This is a genomic window from Geofilum sp. OHC36d9 (genome assembly GCF_052400685.1).
In the GTDB taxonomy this organism is placed as follows: Bacteria; Bacteroidota; Bacteroidia; order Bacteroidales; family Marinilabiliaceae; genus CAZHHH01.
The window spans coordinates 107,772-126,227 of record NZ_JBQTGJ010000009.1 but is presented as its reverse complement, the minus strand read 5'-3'; the positions used below and the strand labels follow the sequence as shown (position 1 = coordinate 126,227).

General features: G+C 38.4%; 18 protein-coding genes. 1 reads left to right on the top strand and 17 read right to left on the bottom strand.

Translation table 11 applies throughout. From position 1 onward, the window contains the following. Nucleotides 1-88 precede the first annotated feature (88 nt). Both ACT3CD_RS10915 and ACT3CD_RS10910 read right to left on the bottom strand, forming a co-directional pair. Nucleotides 89-1,330, bottom strand: a complete 1,242-nt coding sequence (locus ACT3CD_RS10915; RefSeq protein ID WP_444645657.1) for a DUF4374 domain-containing protein — start codon at nucleotides 1,328-1,330, stop codon at nucleotides 89-91. A gap of 11 nt (nucleotides 1,331-1,341) precedes the next feature. Next, nucleotides 1,342-3,741 (bottom strand): TonB-dependent receptor, encoded by a 2,400-nt coding sequence (locus ACT3CD_RS10910; protein WP_444645656.1) that lies wholly within the window; start codon nucleotides 3,739-3,741, stop codon nucleotides 1,342-1,344. A gap of 803 nt (nucleotides 3,742-4,544) precedes the next feature. On the opposite strand from ACT3CD_RS10910, the gene ACT3CD_RS10905 reads away from it, so the two are divergent. Further along, nucleotides 4,545-5,099: a hypothetical protein gene (locus ACT3CD_RS10905; RefSeq protein WP_444645655.1), complete on the top strand. Its 555-nt coding sequence runs from the start codon at nucleotides 4,545-4,547 to the stop codon at nucleotides 5,097-5,099. 211 nt (nucleotides 5,100-5,310) lie between these two features. On the opposite strand, the gene ACT3CD_RS10900 is transcribed toward ACT3CD_RS10905, so the two are convergent. From ACT3CD_RS10900 to ACT3CD_RS10830, 15 genes are all read right to left on the bottom strand, one after another. Continuing rightward, nucleotides 5,311-6,243: a DMT family transporter gene (locus ACT3CD_RS10900; protein WP_444645653.1), complete on the bottom strand. Its 933-nt coding sequence runs from the start codon at nucleotides 6,241-6,243 to the stop codon at nucleotides 5,311-5,313. A 334-nt stretch (nucleotides 6,244-6,577) separates the two neighbouring features. Further along, the gene (locus ACT3CD_RS10895; RefSeq protein ID WP_444645651.1) at nucleotides 6,578-7,870 is read right to left on the bottom strand and encodes a DUF6198 family protein; all 1,293 of its coding nucleotides are present in this window, start codon (nucleotides 7,868-7,870) and stop codon (nucleotides 6,578-6,580) included. Between the two features lie 260 nt (nucleotides 7,871-8,130). Next, complete coding sequence (locus tag ACT3CD_RS10890; RefSeq protein ID WP_444645649.1) at nucleotides 8,131-9,087, bottom strand: transglutaminase domain-containing protein; 957 nt, start codon at nucleotides 9,085-9,087, stop codon at nucleotides 8,131-8,133. A gap of 101 nt (nucleotides 9,088-9,188) precedes the next feature. Further along, a complete protein-coding gene (gene arsB, locus ACT3CD_RS10885; RefSeq protein ID WP_444645647.1) occupies nucleotides 9,189-10,214 on the bottom strand; it encodes an ACR3 family arsenite efflux transporter in 1,026 nt (341 codons plus the stop codon). A 3-nt stretch (nucleotides 10,215-10,217) separates the two neighbouring features. After that, entirely contained in the window at nucleotides 10,218-10,643 is a 426-nt protein-coding gene (locus ACT3CD_RS10880) for an arsenate reductase ArsC (RefSeq protein WP_444645645.1), read from the bottom strand. A gap of 18 nt (nucleotides 10,644-10,661) precedes the next feature. After that, complete coding sequence (locus ACT3CD_RS10875; RefSeq protein ID WP_444645643.1) at nucleotides 10,662-10,988, bottom strand: ArsR/SmtB family transcription factor; 327 nt, start codon at nucleotides 10,986-10,988, stop codon at nucleotides 10,662-10,664. 358 nt (nucleotides 10,989-11,346) lie between these two features. Next, nucleotides 11,347-12,249 carry a cation diffusion facilitator family transporter gene (locus ACT3CD_RS10870; RefSeq protein WP_444645641.1) on the bottom strand — a complete coding sequence of 301 codons (903 nt, stop codon included), beginning with the start codon at nucleotides 12,247-12,249 and terminating at the stop codon, nucleotides 11,347-11,349. 179 nt (nucleotides 12,250-12,428) lie between these two features. Continuing rightward, nucleotides 12,429-12,809 carry a rhodanese-like domain-containing protein gene (locus tag ACT3CD_RS10865; protein WP_444645639.1) on the bottom strand — a complete coding sequence of 127 codons (381 nt, stop codon included), beginning with the start codon at nucleotides 12,807-12,809 and terminating at the stop codon, nucleotides 12,429-12,431. Between the two features lie 41 nt (nucleotides 12,810-12,850). Then, nucleotides 12,851-13,588: a sulfite exporter TauE/SafE family protein gene (locus ACT3CD_RS10860; RefSeq protein ID WP_444645637.1), complete on the bottom strand. Its 738-nt coding sequence runs from the start codon at nucleotides 13,586-13,588 to the stop codon at nucleotides 12,851-12,853. 384 nt (nucleotides 13,589-13,972) lie between these two features. After that, nucleotides 13,973-14,575 carry an FmdE family protein gene (locus tag ACT3CD_RS10855; RefSeq protein ID WP_444645635.1) on the bottom strand — a complete coding sequence of 201 codons (603 nt, stop codon included), beginning with the start codon at nucleotides 14,573-14,575 and terminating at the stop codon, nucleotides 13,973-13,975. 486 nt (nucleotides 14,576-15,061) lie between these two features. Next, on the bottom strand, nucleotides 15,062-16,186 hold the full coding sequence (locus tag ACT3CD_RS10850) for a permease (protein ID WP_444645633.1): 1,125 nt from the start codon (nucleotides 16,184-16,186) through the stop codon (nucleotides 15,062-15,064). 50 nt (nucleotides 16,187-16,236) lie between these two features. Then, on the bottom strand, nucleotides 16,237-16,935 hold the full coding sequence (locus ACT3CD_RS10845) for an aromatic aminobenezylarsenical efflux permease ArsG family transporter (RefSeq protein ID WP_444645631.1): 699 nt from the start codon (nucleotides 16,933-16,935) through the stop codon (nucleotides 16,237-16,239). 2 nt (nucleotides 16,936-16,937) lie between these two features. Next, nucleotides 16,938-17,384 carry a nitrophenyl compound nitroreductase subunit ArsF family protein gene (locus ACT3CD_RS10840; RefSeq protein ID WP_444645630.1) on the bottom strand — a complete coding sequence of 149 codons (447 nt, stop codon included), beginning with the start codon at nucleotides 17,382-17,384 and terminating at the stop codon, nucleotides 16,938-16,940. A 25-nt stretch (nucleotides 17,385-17,409) separates the two neighbouring features. After that, nucleotides 17,410-17,640 (bottom strand): thioredoxin family protein, encoded by a 231-nt coding sequence (locus ACT3CD_RS10835; protein WP_444645628.1) that lies wholly within the window; start codon nucleotides 17,638-17,640, stop codon nucleotides 17,410-17,412. Between the two features lie 90 nt (nucleotides 17,641-17,730). Then, the gene (locus ACT3CD_RS10830; RefSeq protein WP_444645626.1) at nucleotides 17,731-18,030 is read right to left on the bottom strand and encodes an ArsR/SmtB family transcription factor; all 300 of its coding nucleotides are present in this window, start codon (nucleotides 18,028-18,030) and stop codon (nucleotides 17,731-17,733) included. Nucleotides 18,031-18,456 lie beyond the last annotated feature (426 nt).

Here is an 18,456-nt window from a genome sequence, read left to right as displayed (position 1 = left end):
ATTGTTAATATTGAAGCATCGTTACCGTTTATGTTAGTTTCTGTGGTAAGAGTTTGTTTTGTGGACTCTCTTTATGCACCGACAATAATTAGTTGATTGTGTATAGTCCTTGAAACTGATTTCCTATGAGTTTAGCCCCTTTAGTCGCGATGGCATTTTCCGGGTCGATTTGATATACATAGGTGTCGATACCATTGTTAACAGAACAGTATACTTTGCCATTTTCTAAAAGAAATGGCGTTTGATATTGTCCGCCGTGTAAGGGTACATCATCAACAATCGTTATGGTTTTGTTATATAAGTCAATGATTGCTGTGTTTAGTAGTGGTGTCGATTCCGAGAATAACCCCCATTGACTTACCTGTCCGGCAGCTTCATCAGTTGTTGTTGAAATTACGTTTGCGACTGCCAATCCATTTTTTACGTATATGGCAGAAGTAACTTTGTAACCCGTTTTTTCAACATCAAAGAAATAGTCGGAATCAAAGCTGTCTGTTCCTGAAGCTATTTTTAAAATGGCAGATTTTTTTGTCACTTGCGTAAATCCAGCCGAGTAAGCACCTGATGATAAGGTGTAATGGTCACCTGACTCATCAGTTATTATACAAGGTTGATCGCCATAGTACCCAATAGGTCCGGTTCTGTCGTCTTTAATGGTTTTAATAAATTCTAACTCAGGATATGAATAAATACTAACGTATGCCGTATCTGTATTAGGGGTTTGCCATGATTCGCCATTCAGTGTATAAAAGGAAACATAAAGTTTATCGCCATCAATAAAAGATGTTGTGGGCCATGCGTTTAATTGAATTTCTGCATTTTGAGGGTCGTACGAAATATAGATCGGGTGTAGTACTGTTCTCGAAATAGAGATGTCATCAATATCCACAATTTGTAATTGACAATCGAAAGAACCTCCGCCCCAAGGTGCTCCTATTGCCATAAAAGTGTTGTTATCCAATGGATTTATCACGTCAAATCGTTCAAATACAAATTTTCCTTTTTCTATAAGTTCGTTATTTTCAATCTTGTAACCGATACATTCGTTTAGGTCATAACCGAATGAGAAAAATGTATCCCCGAATTTGCCTGTATAATTCCAGCCTACTAATTCAACTCCGACTCCTTGAGCCGATATTTCGCCTGACATTATATTTTCTACAGTCAATAGGTAGTCAGAGCTTTCGTCATTTGCACCTACCGTCCTTAAAGACATGATATAGTTCGCTATTTTATGGGTGGTTGAAGAATCTTCTTTTTCACAACCGATGAATAATAGCATTGATGTGCCAAGCAGACACAATTTGAGTTTTGTATAATTTGCTTTCATTGAATTGTTTTTTAGTTATTATGTTTAGAAAAGTAATATCTGAGTTTTAAGTTAAAGGCTCGTCCCGGTTTGGGTAATTTCCAATTGTCGTAAAGTTCGTTGTCTGTTAAATTTGTGCAGACTGCTGATACATTGTATTGTCCGTTATTGATGCTGTATGAAAGACTCAATGAGTTGGAGATTTGTCTGGGGATATCGTTTTTTCCTGCCGGACTTCCATTGGCCGGCGATTTCAAATAGAAAGCCTCAACAAAAATAGTGGTCCAATTTATCGATAGGTCATTTTTTGGTTTTAAGAAGTCTCCAATTTGATAACCTAACATTAGATTTCCAAAGAGGTACGGGATGTTAGCTAATTGCTGTTTATACAGGTAATTTGTTCCACCTTCGGGTGTCTTTTTATTGTCATGAACCATTTTTTGATAGGTGCCGTTAATTTCAATATGTATCTTATTTTTGAAATTGTATTTTAACCCGCCTTCAATGCTGTATCCCTTAACTGCGACTTGATTTTCGTAATATCCATCATTTCCATCTGCTTTGTATTTTATCATGTTTTTAGGCAGTCTGTATAGATATTCAAGTTCGGCAACAAATTGATGTCTATTGATCGTATTATTGCTCAATAAGCCAATGTTGAAATTTTGACTATCTTCCGGTTTTATATTTAAACTGCTTAACAGAGATAAACCATCACCAAACATCTCTTTGGCTTCTGGTAAACGAAAGGTTTTTTCATAACTCACTTTAAGTTGAGTGGTTTTTGTGATGAAAAATGTAGAGGCCAGTCCGTATGCTTGTTTGTTATACGATGTCGATATCTTTGTTAAAGTGGTATCTTCCTTGTTGTATCGGTCTCCCTCAAAGCTGGTTGATTGCATTAAATATTGTTTCACAAAAGCAATTGTTTTGAAGCGATTGTTCAACAGGTTAATGTTGTAGGCTAAACCGGAGATGTTTTTTCTTAACGTATTTGGTTTACTGAAGGGGACTGCTGTCAGGCTTATGGGATCTTCTCCAACTCTGGTGAAATTACTATAGGTGTTATTTATTGATATGACGTGCATGGGGTTGATTTCATAACTGATATTTGCAGTGACCAGAGCTGAATTGTCATCGTAACGAAAAAGTGTTTTGTTCCAGGAAATCTCACCGCTGGTAGAAGTAAGCCCTTTGGGTTTCTTATTTTGATACCAGTCGTATGTATAGCTACTGGTATCTGCATTGAGTGCTTGCCGTATATTATAGTTTGCAAATACGTTTACCGAAAGGCCATTCACCAAAAGATTATTTTTTTGATATTTTAAAGTCGGTATCAATACATCGTCTTCAACAAAGGCTTCGCCAATTACGATGTTCATATTGTGACCTGTTTGCAGCTCTTTATAATTTCCCGACACTATCAGGCCCAACAATAGTTTGTCAGCATATTTTTTATCCATAACACCTACTTCAATTTGCGCCGTTTGAGATTTGTAGGCGTCATGAAAACGCTTTATCTTTTCAGGTGCTCCATATTTACCTCCATTTTCGATGGATGCAACACTTAATGTCATATCATAATTATTGTCCGAATAATTATAAAAGGCATTGACATTGAAGGTTATTCCGGATTTTGAATTTGTGTGTCGGCTAACAATCGCCGCTCTATGTGTATTGAAGGATCCGTAAGAATACGAGGCATCAATAAAGTCCTTAATTTTGTTGTTTGTTATCACATTTACCGCACCTCCCAATGCATCAGAGCCTAAATGTATCGGCACTACGCCTTTGTATACTTCAATACCTGAAATGAGGTTGATGGGGATATTATTTAAAGTAAGCGAGCTTCCAAAATTGTCCATTGGTACCCCGTCCAGAAAGAATTTTACCTGGTTTCCTGTAAAACCGTTTAACGAAAAATTAAAATTTGAACCCAGTCCGCCCTCCTCGCGTATGCGAATTCCGGCTGAGGTATTCAAAACCTGGTTGATGTCTAGGTTTCTTACCTGTAACGGCGTTGCATCGATGGCTGTAATGGCGTAGGGTAATTCTTTTTTTATGGTCGTTTTGCTTTTGTGCGATATGACCACTTCATTGAGAGACGTCGCACTGGCTTCCAGATAGATATTGACATGTTGAGTATTTGCGGTATTAAAATTCACCGTTTGTTGTGACTCTTTATAACCGATGCTCCTTGTTATCAGGTGTATCTCTTTATTACCGAAAGTAATAAGAGAGAAATATCCTTTGTCATTCGTCACGGCACCTATCGCCGAGTTTTGTACGGCAACGGTAGCGTAAGCGACCGGTTGTCCTTTGTCGTCAAACACCTGGCCATGGATCGTATTCTCCTTAGTCTGGCCAACAAGTGCTGAAATATTATTCCATGAAATACAGATTATAATAATCGGTTTAAAAAAATGCCTCATTTTTAATTCCCCTTGTTTTGATAGCTTAAAATTATGTCAAAAGTATCTCGGGGGATGTGGTTTTACAATCCCTATAAGTTAGTATTTTAGAATGATTCCAGATAGTGTGAAAAAGCCGATTCTAGCAGATAAATTAAAAATGAAAGGTTGTATATGATCGTTAATGGCGGTTTTGTTGTGGTTGTTAATAGTTTGGTTGGTAAATGATTGTCTGTTTAGTTCGGAGGCTCTAATGCTCGAATAGAGTTAACTTTTAATAAGGAATTTGAACTTTTTACGTCAAATCGTAAGCATAATTGTCGTAGACATTTGTAGGGATATTTGAGATTTCTTTTTTTTCAATTGAAGCAAATACAGATGATGTATTCATATTTTGCCCGGAATACGAGGTCCGAATTGTTTAATAGGTGGATTTGTACATCGGCTTTATGGATGCTACTTACTCTTGCCTGATGTTATTGTGGATGTTTTCTCCAATCAGGGGATTTTGTCCGAATAAAACGTTGCATTATTCTGATTATTGTTTGAGATATAAAAATCTGTATGTTTCAGATTGTGAAGGTGATATGGTGTATGAAAGATCTTATTAGGATGTAATATGATGATTTGGCAAATTTTTTGGCAGAGTTTAATTTATGAATTTGTAAGAGTTTGTTCTTTATCCTGAGAGCGTGATCATTTTTTGGGGGGATTGTATTCTAATTTAAATTTTATGAAACGACCATGATAAAGGATTTTTCACACAGGGGGATGATTATTTTCATGGGAGTTCCATGTGACCTTAAAAATTAAATAATTAACACATGAAAAAGATATCTGTTTTCACTGGTATGATTTTGTTTTTTGCCGGAATCATGACTGCACAGGAAAATGCTAAAATGTGGATAGGGGGTACTGTTTCTGTTTGGCAACAGGAATTGTATGGCGTTAAAAATTCAGGGATCACTTTGTTGCCTGAATTTGGCTATAATATTGCGGGTAATTGGGCGTTAGGTGGCCGGTTAGGAATTTCATCAACGAAAGATAATTCTGACAATAAATCCAAGGGTACTTATCTTGTTCCTTTTGCTCGCTATTCAATCTTTAACGCAGGAAATTTTACGTTTTTTGGACAAGGCGAGCTGCCAATCAGTTTTTATAGTGGCGATGCTATTGACAGCTATAGCACCATTGGAATGCTGATTCGGCCCGGTATTAAATATGATTTCTGTGAAAGCTGGGGATTTAACCTGATGTTACCTTCTGTGTTATCATTTGTGAGTGGAGACGATCATTCATCCTTCGAAGTTGGGGTAAACAATGGATATGTGCAAAACCATTTGGATAATACTTGTATTGGGTTCGTCTATAAGTTTTGAGCGTTAAATTGTGTCATCACGAAAGCGCCATTTTTTTGTTTTACGTATTTAAAAGATGGTTATTTACTTCAGTAATCTTTCACTTATCGGGTTTTGCAAGTCCTTAAATTGAATTTTTAGTTCAAATCCGGATTTTATGGACAGGCATTAATTATTTATTTGTCTGATGTTTTGTGGGGTTAAGTGCCAGCGTTAGACGAAGGATAAATTTTTATTGTTTAAAGTCGGCCGTCTCTATCAGTTGCTCGCGGGATTTACTTTTATTTACGATGTAAACACCGAGTATAACCAGGCCTATGGCAGACGCTTTAATCGGGCCAAAGGTGTCGAGACCCATTGCAGCTGCAGCAATAGAAGCCACTATGGGTTGTACATTGTTGTACATGGTAGCAACTGTGGGACGGAGATTCTTTTGCCCAATGGGAATCATGAGGTACGACAAAAAAGTGCTGCCGAAAACAATAAATGCGATGTCGCGGTATGTCGTTAGTGAAATGGCGGCATAATCAACCGTCCATACTTCATGCAAGGAGAATGGTGCGTAACATAAAACAGCGAATAGAAACATCCATTTCATAAGGGTAATGGGTGAATATTTTTCCACAAATTTTTTGAATATCACAAAATAAATGGCGTAACTGAATTGTGCCATAAAGCAAAGAGCAATGCCAAATAGGTTGTTTTTTGTGCCGCCGGCAGCCGATGTTCCGTAACTGCTGAGGATGATAATTGTTGCGCCGGCGCCTCCAATAACTACGCCTGTTAATTTTTTTATGGTTATGGGTTCTTTTAGGTATACGGCCGAAATGGCCATAGCCATAATCGGTAACAGCGTGGTTATAATGGATGCATTGATGGGAGAGGTGTAGGAGACGCCCATGATAAATACACCCTGGTTAAATATTATGGCAAACAACGAGGCTGCAAAAATGAACAGAAAGTCGCGTGGTTGCACTTTCTCTTTTTTTATGAACAACGAGGCCACCCAGAATGCGATGGCTGCACCTGCTAAGCGGTATGCAACCAGCGACAAATAGCTGACTGTTCCAAACAGCATCACACTTTTTGACAGAGGTGCCATCAATCCCCACGAGATATTGGCTACGGTCATAGCAAGGTGACCTTTTATTTTGTTGTATATCATTGTCGAACTGAATGAAGCTGAATTTTTTTTTATGGATTAAATAGTATTAGCAGGAAAACGTTATTTACGAAGGGCAAAAAATGAAGCTATCACATAGTTATAATTGATTGTCTGTGGCTATCTGGAACTCGTCAAAATAATCATCTTTCTTTGTGAGGCATCTTTTTCATGGTTCGATTTTTATCTGCAAAAGAGTTTTTGGGTAAGCCCAAAACAGGGTCTGTCTGTAACGTTCAACTTCTATGCAAGCCTTGAATTCCCTGACTTCATCGCCTGTTTTTATAGCTGCGGCCATTGTGTCCGGAATGTTCTAAATATTGATTCGGATGAACAATTATGTTCCCCTTTTATTCACCGCGTTTATTATTAATTGGGCCACTTCTTCCGATTTATAGGTTGAACTATCAATTGTTAAATGGTAATTGGACGCATCGTTCCAGTTTTTACCTGTGAAATGGAGGCAATAGTTGGCCCGTTCGCGGTCTGTTTTTTCCAAATCTTTATCTGTAACTATCGTTTTGAGGCCATATTCATCTGCAATTTTCTTTTTTCGATATTGGCTGTTTGCATGAATAAAAACATTGAAGCTATTGGGGTTGTCTTTTAGTATGAAATTGGCGCAGCGCCCTACAATAACACACGATTCTTTCGCACAAATATTTCTTATAATTTTACTTTGAACTAAAAATAGAGCGTCGAGAGGCGGACATTGTTCGTTCACATAGGCATAGTTTTGTTCATACAGTTCAAATAAGAGAGCGTGAGCTAACTTTTGCTCATTTTGTTGAATGTATTCGGAGGTAAATCCACCTTGTTTTGCAGTTAGGGTTATTATATTTTTGTCATAAAACGGTAAGCCTAATTTTTTAGCCACATACTGACCAATTTCGTGCCCTCCACTACCGTATTCCCGCGAAATGGTAATGACCAGATTTTTAATGGGCTTATTCGGAACCGTTTCTAAATTGGCAGTTTTGGCCATATTAGGAGACAGCCATACGTCAATGATTTTTAATCTGGTACTGAAAAATTTGGCAATGAAGCCGACTAAAATGGCGGCAACAATGGTTCCCTCCCGAATGCCTTCTACTTTATGTGAAAACAATAATGAACTAATAATTCCAACGATTACCATGCCGCTATCGACTCCTATCTTGGCTTTTCCGAATTCTTTTTTAAAGGTTTGGGATATAGCCATAGCTAATCCTTCTCCGGGAAGATAGGTGACATTTGCTTTGACTTCGAGAAAAACACCCAAAGCGATGACAACACAACTTAGTAAACACCAAAATGTTTGCCATATATAATTGGTTGCATTTATGCCGGAAACCATATGGAGTGTTAAATCGATAAAGAATCCAAACACGAAGACAACAGGTAACTGCACCAATTGTATTAAACGATACTTTTTTCGTAACAGTGCAATCTGAAACAGAATTAGCAGAATATTGAATAAGATGGTTAGTTGCCCCAGTGTATAGGCTATTTTTAAACTGAATACGTATGGGATGCAAGAAATAGGGGATACTCCCAAATTGGCTTTTACCGATAATGCGACCCCAAAAGCCATAACGAAAAGACCTAATGTGAATATTAATATTTTTAATACAAGATGGTTGAATTTCATGCCTGTGCAGTCAATGATAAAAGAATTGAAATAGAAATTTGAAGGTTCGAAATTATTAAAATTTGGAGGGGGGTGTGTCATAAAAAAATATAAATATTGTGATAGTTCAATGACACAGCGGTGTTGAAGCTCTTTTCGTTGGATTTCTGATGGAAGGAACGGTTTGTTTAAACGTGTGGCGGATTTGTTTTTTGGGGGGAGAAGAAAAGTGTCCTTAGTTATTTTAGACGACTGTGGTTTGGAGCAATGCCTCTATGCAGTTAATGGCGGTCAAGTTTATATGTTGCAAAAGCACTGCCATTTACATAGATGGTTAAAAATAAACCGGCACTGGCTTTTACCTTATAATAACATACACCGTTTTTGATGTTCGGTACTATTTCTTTAGCTTTTACCGTATTGTTAAAACTGAAAGTTATATTTTCGTTTTTTCTGTTTTTTAGTGCGATGGTAACGGTGTTGTTCTTTTGCATTTTAATAACCCCGTTTTTTGGTTCTGCAATTTCAATATTTGTATTTAAGCTATAGTATAAGGGTAAGTTGGCAAAGTCTGAAGCCGTCTTTTTTATAAGTAACCAATCCGGATTTTCGGGATAGTGTTTTAGAAAGAATTTTTCAGGTTTCATGAAAAAGTAGACATCGGTGTAGTTCTTTGCAAACCGGCCGTCCTGTGTGTCCAAATGACCTGCTCCCCATGTGACATCCACCAGATGCCAGGTTTCATTAATTTTTACCGCATTCCAGGCATGATTGGTCTGCATTGTTTTTTTCCCTATATCCTGAGGCATTATTTTGGCCGTACCTGTAATGATTTTACATTCTATATCGGATAAATCACACAATACCTTAAATAAGGTGGAATAACCCTGGCAGACGCCTTTTCTGGTTCTTAAAGTTTTTGCCGCTAAGTCGTTTTCTATTTTTTTCTCAATCTCTGCTTTTTCCTCCGGTGTGCTATAGGAATAGCTGATGCTTTTGGTGCTTGTTTTTAAAGCCTTAACATCATATTCTACATTCAGAGCAATCCAGGCATAAATAGCCCGCGTTTTTTCTTCAGGTTTTGTGAAATCACGGTTTATTAGTTCTGCCAGTTTTTCCGGCTTTTTGAATGAATGCGAATATGATTTTACGGTTTCATCTACCGCTTGTAAATCCTGCGCAGCAAGTGCCTGATTCATTATTAGTGTTATAAAAACGAAGATGGTTATTGCTTTCATAGTAGACATTAAGTGCACACTAAGTTAATTTTTTCAAGCGATTGTATTTATCATGGAAGCACGAAATTGTGCTTCCATGATAAACTGTTTGATAAGAAATGTTAATACTTCCATCTATTGGCCAAAGCAACCAAAGAGAGCATTACCGGCACTTCAACCAATACGCCCACAACGGTGACGAGAGCGGCTGGTGATTGCAATCCAAACAGTGCGATTGCCACCGCAACGGCTAATTCAAAAAAGTTGCTTGCCCCAATCATGGACGAAGGGGCGCAGATGGGGTGTGGTAGTTTTAGCTTTTTTCCACTTATCCATGTGATGAAAAAAATGAAATAAGTTTGTAAGATCAGTGGAACGGCCACCAGCAAAATGATGAGAGGATTATTTGTGATGGTGTTTCCCTGAAAGGCAAAAAGTAATATCAGCGTAAGCAATAAGGCGATTATGGAAACTGGTTTGAACTTTGGCAGAAAGACTTTTTTAAACCAGTCAGCCCCTTTTTGTCGAATTAAACTTTTGTTGGTAAGATAACCCGCCAACAAGGGAACGACCACAAAAATCAGAACACTGGTAACCAGCGTATCGTATGGAACCTTAACGTTGGTCACGCCAAGCAGAAAGCCTACGATGGGGACAAAGGCGACCAGAATAATCAGGTCATTTACCGAAACCTGAACCAGGGTGTAGTTCGGATCGCCATCGGTGAGATAGCTCCACACAAAAACCATGGCGGTACAGGGGGCTGCTCCCAAAAGAATTGCACCCGCGATGTATTCTCCGGCTAACTCGGGGGTTATATAGGCAGCATATATTTTGGTGAAGAATATCCAGGCAAAAAAGGCCATGGTAAAAGGTTTAATCAGCCAGTTTACCACCAATGTTAGAATCAGGCCTTTGGGGCGTTTGCCAACATTTTTAATGCTCGAAAAGTCAATTTGCAGCATCATTGGATAAATCATTAACCAAACCAAAATTGCCACCGGGATGTTGACTTTGTAAAGTTCCATTTTGCTCAAAAAGAGCACACTGTCGCCGGCAAAATTGCCAATTAAAATACCCGCTCCAATACAAAGAGCGACCCAAAGTGTCAGGTATTTTTCAAAAAATCCGATGTTTTTTTTTGCCATAACCTATAATTGCGGTTTTATTTGTTCGGTATATAGTTTATAAAAAGCAGTTTTTATTTCGTCGCGAACACGAATAAATTCGCTCCAGATAAACTCTTCGGTTCCTGTGGCATGCGACGGGTCATCGAAGCCAATATGTAACCTGGTTTTTACCTTGCCTGTGAATGCCGGACAGGCTTCGTTTGCGCCACCACAAACGGTAACCACATAATCCCATTCCTGCCCCAGGTATTTTTCTACCGGATCGGAGGTGTGATGACTGATGTCGATACCTGCTTCGGCCATGGCTTTCACGGCTTTGCTGTTCAACTTACCAGAGGCTTCTGTTCCCGCTGAACGAACGGTGATGTTTGAATCGAACGACTGTAAAAAGCCGTGAGCCATTTGACTGCGGCAGCTGTTGCCGGTGCATAGAATTAGTATTTTCATATTTTTCTGTTTTAGGCGTTAACACTGATTATTGCAACAAAAGGATTCGTCCTGAAAAAAATCATTAAAAAGGGTCTTAAATTTTTTAATGGTGGCTCCGGATAAACAATAATTTATTTTAAGTCCTTCCACTTCTCCATGGATTAATCCTATATTTTTTAGTTCTTTTAAATGCTGTGAGACCGTGGTGCGGCTTAGGGGCAGGAAGCCTGAAATGTCGCCTGAAATACAAGCTTTTGTCTCTGATAAGTATTTCAGAATGGCCAGTCGGGCAGGGTGTGAGATAGCCTTGGCAAACTGAGCTAATTCCTGCAACTCATCATCAAATATTTCTCTTTTATCCATTTTTTTGTTTCGCGTGTTGTATGACGCAAACATACGACATAGTGTTGTCAAAACAAAAAAATAAGCTTTGTTTTTGTGGCCGACTAACCAACTATTTAGTGTTTGTCTATAAAGTCAACTTCTGCGTTATGCTTGTCATAAAAACAGTCATTTACGAAAAGTAAACTCCTTGATTTTTATGACTTCACAGGCCTTGAATTTGAACTTTATATTTCAAACACTTAGTTTATGGACAAACTCTATTTAGTGTCTGTCCATAAAGTCAGGAAGTCAGGAGTTTGAGTTAGGAAGTTTAAATTTAAGACTTGTGACGCTGGAAAAATGCGAGTCTGTATTTCATTTGTAAGGCGCCCTGTTGTTAAGAGATGAGTTGCTTTTTGTCGTCGACAGAAAATTCGGGTTGAATGGTTATATGATTTATACCAAACTGGGACAGCATCTCTTTTATTGTTAATAAAATGGGCTCAAATTCGGTTATTTTGATGTCTTTCATTAAATCAATATGGGCTTCAAACATGATGTCATGTTCATTAATTTGCCAAACATGAACGTGATGAATATTTTTCACCTGAGCAATGGCCTCAATGGATTTGGCAATATCTTTAACGTCAATATTTGAAGGGGTAAATTGCATGATAATTTCAAGCGCCGATTTAAAGATATGCCAACTGGTATAAATTAAATAAATGGCAATGGCAGTTGAGAAAATGGCATCGATCCAATACCAATGCAGGTATTTCATAATCACACCACCAATAAGTACGGCAACCGAAGTTATCATATCGGTCAGCAGATGCAGGTAAGCTGACTTGATATTCATGTTATTACGGGCATCGTGTTGTATAAATAAGACGCTCAGACCATTTACCACGATACTAGCCAGGGCCAGCCAGATGACCCAGTTGGACGCAATCTCTACCGGGTCGAAGAAGCGTTGAATGCCTTCATAGAAAATAAAAATGGACAGAACCATTAGCGTGCCCGAATTGATAAATGCGGCAACTATTTCGGAGCGTTTGAAGCCATAGGTTTGGTTTTCGGTGGCCTTCCTTTTCGTGAGTTTATTGGCAATGTAGCTCACAACGAGTGAAATGACATCGCTGAAATTGTGTGTGGCATCGCTCAGCAGCGCCATACTTCCCGATATTATGCCACCAATGGCTTCGGCCACCGTGATGGCCACATTCAGGAAAATAGACCAACCCAGATTTTTGCCGCTTACCTCGTGGTGGTGATGGTGATGCTCTTTTGTATTGCCCATAATTTTCAGTTAATTAGTGCTTGCAAGAAAAATTCAACTTCTGCGGTATGCTTGTCCTAAAAATAGTTCTTTACGGGCGTAAATTTACTTTTTTAGGATTTCGAAAATCCTGAAATTGAAAATTTCTTATCAAGCACTCCAGACTACTTGCTGATACTAGTTCAGTAACACATAACGCATTATTTTGTTTTTTTGAAGACCGAACCCGGTTTTATCAAGGCCGCAAAATCTTCATTTCCTGCATCGATCCATTTTGTGTTTTCAAATCCTTTTGACAATAAATAGATGTATGCCCAGGCCGATCTGGTTGCCGAGGCACAAAAAGTACCAATGAATTTGTCTTTGGGCAATTCGTTTAAACGATCGGGGAGTTCATTAATGGGAATGTTAACCACCTTTATTTTCCATAAACTAAAATTAAACGACAAAGCCTCAACTTCCTCTTTTGACCTGACGTCAAGCAATATGGCATCTTCCTTTTCCAGAAAAGCTTGCGGCATAATTTTGTGTTGACCTGTTCCTGTAAACGACAAGTCCATTTTTCTTAATACATCTTCCATGATTATATGTTTTAATAGTTCGTGTTCGATTGAAAATTTTGTTAAATGATATTCCAAACCAGTTTTACCGCCATCATTAAAAGAATAATGGCCAAAATTCTTTTCACTGTTTGGGGGTTTAGCCTTTTGTGCATAAACATTGTGCCCAGCGTGGCTCCGATGATGCCTGCCGTTGAAGCGATGGCTAACAAGCGCCAGTTCACGCTGCCCATTGACCAGTAAGTTAAAAATCCTGCGAAGGAAGAAAACGGAACCACAAAAGCCGTGATGGAGGCAATCTTTTTGGGATTGAATCCAAGCATTAACATTAAGGGTGATATAATTCCCCCACCACCAACGCCCAATAGACCTGATAACAGACCGGCTAACGCGCCTATGGCAGAGAGCGCTTTATAGGGGCGGTCTTCGCGATAGGATGCCTGTTCTTTCTTTTTGTGAAAAAGGAACATAAACCCTGAGAAAAGTAAAAACCCAATAAATAAAGCCAATATGATTTTTTTAGGGATGAATTGCGATCCCCAGGCGCCTATAATGGCAAATATAAAAGAAAAGAGAATGATCGGGATGCCGATTTTGAAATCAAGCCTTTTGTTTTTGATGTTTGAGATACTGGCTCCCGTTAAACTTACGGTGTTATAGAAAAGCCCCACAGGTTTGGCTATACCTATGGGAATACCCAATGACACTAAAATGGGAATTAGTATAATGGCTGCGCCTACACCTCCCAGTGAAAACAGGAAGGCTGCGACAAAGGAGATACCTCCAATTAAATAATCCATCTATTAATATTTTTGTTGTTTTTTATTAATTCGTTGCGAGTCTGCTTTGCGTTGCCCAAAAGCAATGAAAGAGATTATGCAGGGATGTTATTGGATTCATCCTGTGTTATTTCTGAAAAATGTCATCTTCACTTTAGTTTTCATTATCGGAAACAAAATAATTGCTGCCCCAAAAATCCGCGAGAGATTAACAAAGGGCAGCAAAAAGGTGTAACGTCTTCGCTCTAAACTTCTCTGTATGGGGTTAACTGGTATTTGTACGAAAACTCCGGTGGCAGATAAGAAAACTTTATTTTGAGGTTTGCAAAGTACGAAAAATGTTGGTTTACTGGTGTAAATGAGCATTTGGGAAGCAAGCCTGACGCAGAAGTCGTATTTTTTAGATTAGTTCTCTGAGCATGGAATGCAGACTCTTTGACCATCAATAATTTTTGATTGATTATCAAATACGATCTCATTACATTTTGAGCAATGGTGCCAGTCAAAAGTTCCCTTTGGTAGTTGCACCTCTTTTTCGAATAGTTCACTTACCGAAAAAAGAACCTCTTCGTCCAATTGTTTTACATTTTCAATGAGTGGCATGACCAATTCAGGTTTAATGTCTTTAGGCTCCACTTTTTGCTTGCGAAGTTTCACAAATTCAGAGTTCAATGCCTGTTCAAAGAACCCGGGTCTTGTAGAAACTCTTACGGCCTGTTTTGATTTTAGATCAACCAGAACAATCGCATTTTTCCCATAGTTTAACTTTTCTACCAGTCCTTTTCCATACGTGCAACCTGTTGCTGCCATTACGCCGTCTAAAAAGCACGCAGCTGCATGTGCCGGGCCATTTTCACAAAAAAGATATAACTCTTTGTTACTCGCTTTTTCAACGCCAAGTTTTTTCATGGCCGTTAAGCCGGCTCTATAGCCAATTGGCATTGCGGGACACTTGTGTCCGTGAAATTCGAATGTCCATTCAGGTATTTCTACTTTTTTAGTTGCCATAATTTTTTTTGTTTAAAATTGATATTCAATGATTTATGGTGTGCTGTTTCAATGTTATGTGATGAGGTGCCCATGGGAGTTTCATCTGTTTATAATTTGTTTTAGTTATCAGATGAAACGAGCATTAGCATAATTATTTTAGAGCCTGTACATAAACGCAGAAGTTAACTTCCTGGCCAAACACTATTTAGTGCCTGTCCATAAAGTCGGGTGTTTGAGCTATAAAGTTCAAATACAAGGCTTGTGAAGTCATAAAAATCAAGGAGTTTACTTTTTGTAAATGACTGTTTTTATGACAAGCGTAGAGCAGTAGTTGGACTTTATAGGCAAACACTATTTAAAGTCTGTCTATAAACTAAGTGTTTGAAATATAAAGTTCAAATACAAGGCTTGTGAAGTCATAAAAATCAAGGAGTTTACTTTTTGTAAATGACTGTTTTTATGGCAAGCGTAACGCAGTAGTTGGACTTTATAGACAAACACTATTTAAAGCACAATATTGAATAAAAACCCGAGGATAATAATGAACAAGGTGATGGTGCCAAAGAAAACTCCTATCAGTTTCCATTTCATCACTTTTTTCAGTAAAGTCGCCTCTGGCAACGACAGACCGACCACGGCCATCATAAAAGCAATGGCTGTTCCCAGCGGTACCCCTTTGGCAACAAATACCTGTATGACAGGCACTATACCTGCCGCATTTGCATACATGGGAACCGCAAGTATCACTGCCAGCGGTACGGCGTACCATTTATCGGCCGATAAAAACTCTGTGAAGAAATTCTCGGGGATGTAACCGTGCATTGCAGCACCAATGGCAATTCCAATAATGACGTACAAAAGTACTTTGCGAACAATATCCCATCCATCTTTAATAATGGTTGGAAGACGATCTAAAAAGGATAATTTCTCCTCATTCCACTCTTCATTTTTTTGGATGGAATTATTTTGTATTTCACGTACCCAATCACTCAGGTATTTGTCCAGTTTGAGTTTTCCCAGAATAAAACCACCAAGCATCCCCATTAAAATGCCGGTTCCGGTGTAGATCACGGTGGCCTTAAAACCAAATAAGCCTAAAAACATGGCTACTGCTACTTCATTGACCAACGGAGAGGTTATTAAATAGGCGAATGTGACGCCCAAAGGAATGCCTCCTTTTACAAAGCCAATAAACAGAGGAATGGATGAACATGAACAAAATGGTGTGACGGCACCGAAAAAGGATGCAAAGAAATATTCCAGTCCGTACATTTTTTTGGTTGTCAGATAAATCCGTAACCGGTCCACGGGGAAATACGCATTTATAACGCCCATCAGACTGCTGATTAAGAAGAGCAGTATTAATATTTTTATGGTATCGTAAAAGAAAAAATTGACGGCTTCTCCTAAGTGTGATTCCGGGTTGAGTTTTATGTAATCAAAAGTAAAAGTATCGACCAGACCCGGTAAATAATGATACAGAGCTATTAAAAGTGGTAAAACAATGGCAACTGAAATGACTAATCGTATTTTTCTTTTGTTACCCTGATTGGCATCGGGGTTTTCAAGTGCATACGCAACATCCTTTGTTTTGCTTTTGTTGGGTATCAAAGAATTCAATTGATTCATTATTTGTTTTTTATTGTTCGTTAAAACACGAACAGTTGGTGTAAATTTTTTTATAAATAAATCGTCAGGACGTAATACAAGCCAACCACAATAAACAGAGATGCAACGATACGTCTGAACCAGAGTTCGAAGTTTTTCAGTTTATTGTATACCGTTCCGATAGAGCCTACGCTAAATGCAATGAGCCATGAGAATAAAATGACCGGGATACCGGTGGCTATGGCAAAGAACAGTGGTAAATACAAGCCACTGGCATTGCTGATTGTCATGGGTATTAACATCCCGAAGTAAAGGACCCCGCTGTATGGGCAAAATGCCAGTGCGAAAACCACACCCAATAAAAGAACGCCCCAAAAGCCGTTGTTCGATTTACGTTCCATCTTTTCGGTCAACGAACCAACACCGGGTATTTTGAGTGTTAAAATGCCAAGCATAAACAAGCCGATGACAATAAGAAGAGGACCTAATATTTTTTCGCCCCACTCCTGAAAGAAGCCTGCAAACTCGAATTGGCTGGCTCCAAAAAAGAAAAGTACGCCTATGACAGTATACGAAATGGCCCGCCCTAATGTGTAAATCAAGCCGTTAACAAATACCTTGCGTTGGTTCACAATGTCTTTACTGATAAAACCAATGGCCGTAATATTGGTTGCCAGCGGGCAGGGACTTATGGCGGTCATAAGTCCCAGTATAAATGCCGTGAATATTGGAAACTGCGATGTCTCCAGAAAATTTTGTAATACCTCCATCGTTACATCATTGAATCAATGGTTGATTTTAATTTACTTTTCAATTTGTCGGGATTGTTACGGGCATTTAAAAAGGCGTCGTTGGTCAGGTTCACCGTTTTGTCGCCGTTAACAATTAAAAGTGCGGTACCGCTAATTTTATATTTTGATACCAGCTCGTTGTTTTTGTCTTCGTCGCTGTTGATGGACTGGAAAATAACCTTGTCACCATAATACTCTTTGATCGCTTCTTTAGAAACTTTTTCTACCGCCTGACAGGTGGCACAACGGCGGGTTGTATGAAAATAATAAGCTTTTACTTCGCTTGATGTTTGGTTATTGGCGCAACAAGCGGTTGCTTTTGTACCGGTTGAATTGTCATTGGCTGTTGCTCCGTTGCAACATTGTGCCGATACAGCCATAACGCCTGCAAAAAAGATAAGGCTTAGCGTGTTGATTAATTTTTTCATCTTGAGTCCTTTTTTGAATTGATTACTAGACTAGAAATTTCTTGATTTCATCTACCGACGGCACTTTTCCCTTCACAACAATGTTGTCATCAATAACCAGGGCAGGGGTCGTCATCACATTATACTTCATAATTTCAACAATGTCTTCTACTTTGGTAATAGTGGCATTTATCCCTGTTTGTGCTACCGCTTCGCGGGTGGCTTTTTCCAGAGCCTTGCACTTTGCACAGCCTGTGCCTAAAATTTTGATATCCATGTTTGCTGGTTTTAAATTGTTCAAATTCATTTTGCTTATATTTTGTTATTCGTTATTCGCAAAACAACGAACATTGTTTGCAAATTTTTTTTATACTCTCAGAAATTGTTTAAAAAGTTGTTGAGCTTCTTTCCAGTTTTCTTTGTTGATACAGTATTTAATTCTGGGGGATTCTATTTCTCCCTGAATCAATCTGGCGTCTTTTAATTCTTTCAGGTGTTGTGACAAGGTTGATTTTGCAATGGGAAGCTCATCGCTCAGGTCGCCGCTGTAACAACAGCTTTGCGACGAAAGCAACTCCATTACATATACCCGAACGGGGTGTGCCATTGCTTTGGCATAGCGTGCAATTCGTATTTGTTTATCGGTTGTCACTGATTTTATATCCATAGTGTTCGTAAAAAGACGAACAAAGGTATGCATTTTTATCAAAATCCCAATAGTCTTCAAATATTTTTAGGATTGAGCGGTCGACAGGTATTGATTTTGAATGTCTTAATTTTTTTTCATCCAAGATGTTGCTGAAGACTATTGTCCGGCAAAAAACAAATTTTTCATTTAAGTCAAATGGAATAACGAGCGGAAATCGGATGAGTCAGAATACTTGATATTTACAAACGGAAAGAGATAAAATAAAAAACCTAGAGCTTTGTCTAGGTTTTATTTTAATATTTTTAAGTGCAGAAACTAAAGCGAATTTGATTTACGAATAGAAGTGCACTGCGGTACAAATGTACATAATTTCAGATCTATTGTGTAAGTTCCAATTAAAATTTGTAATTAATTATTTCTGTAATGATCTTTTTTAGATTTTTA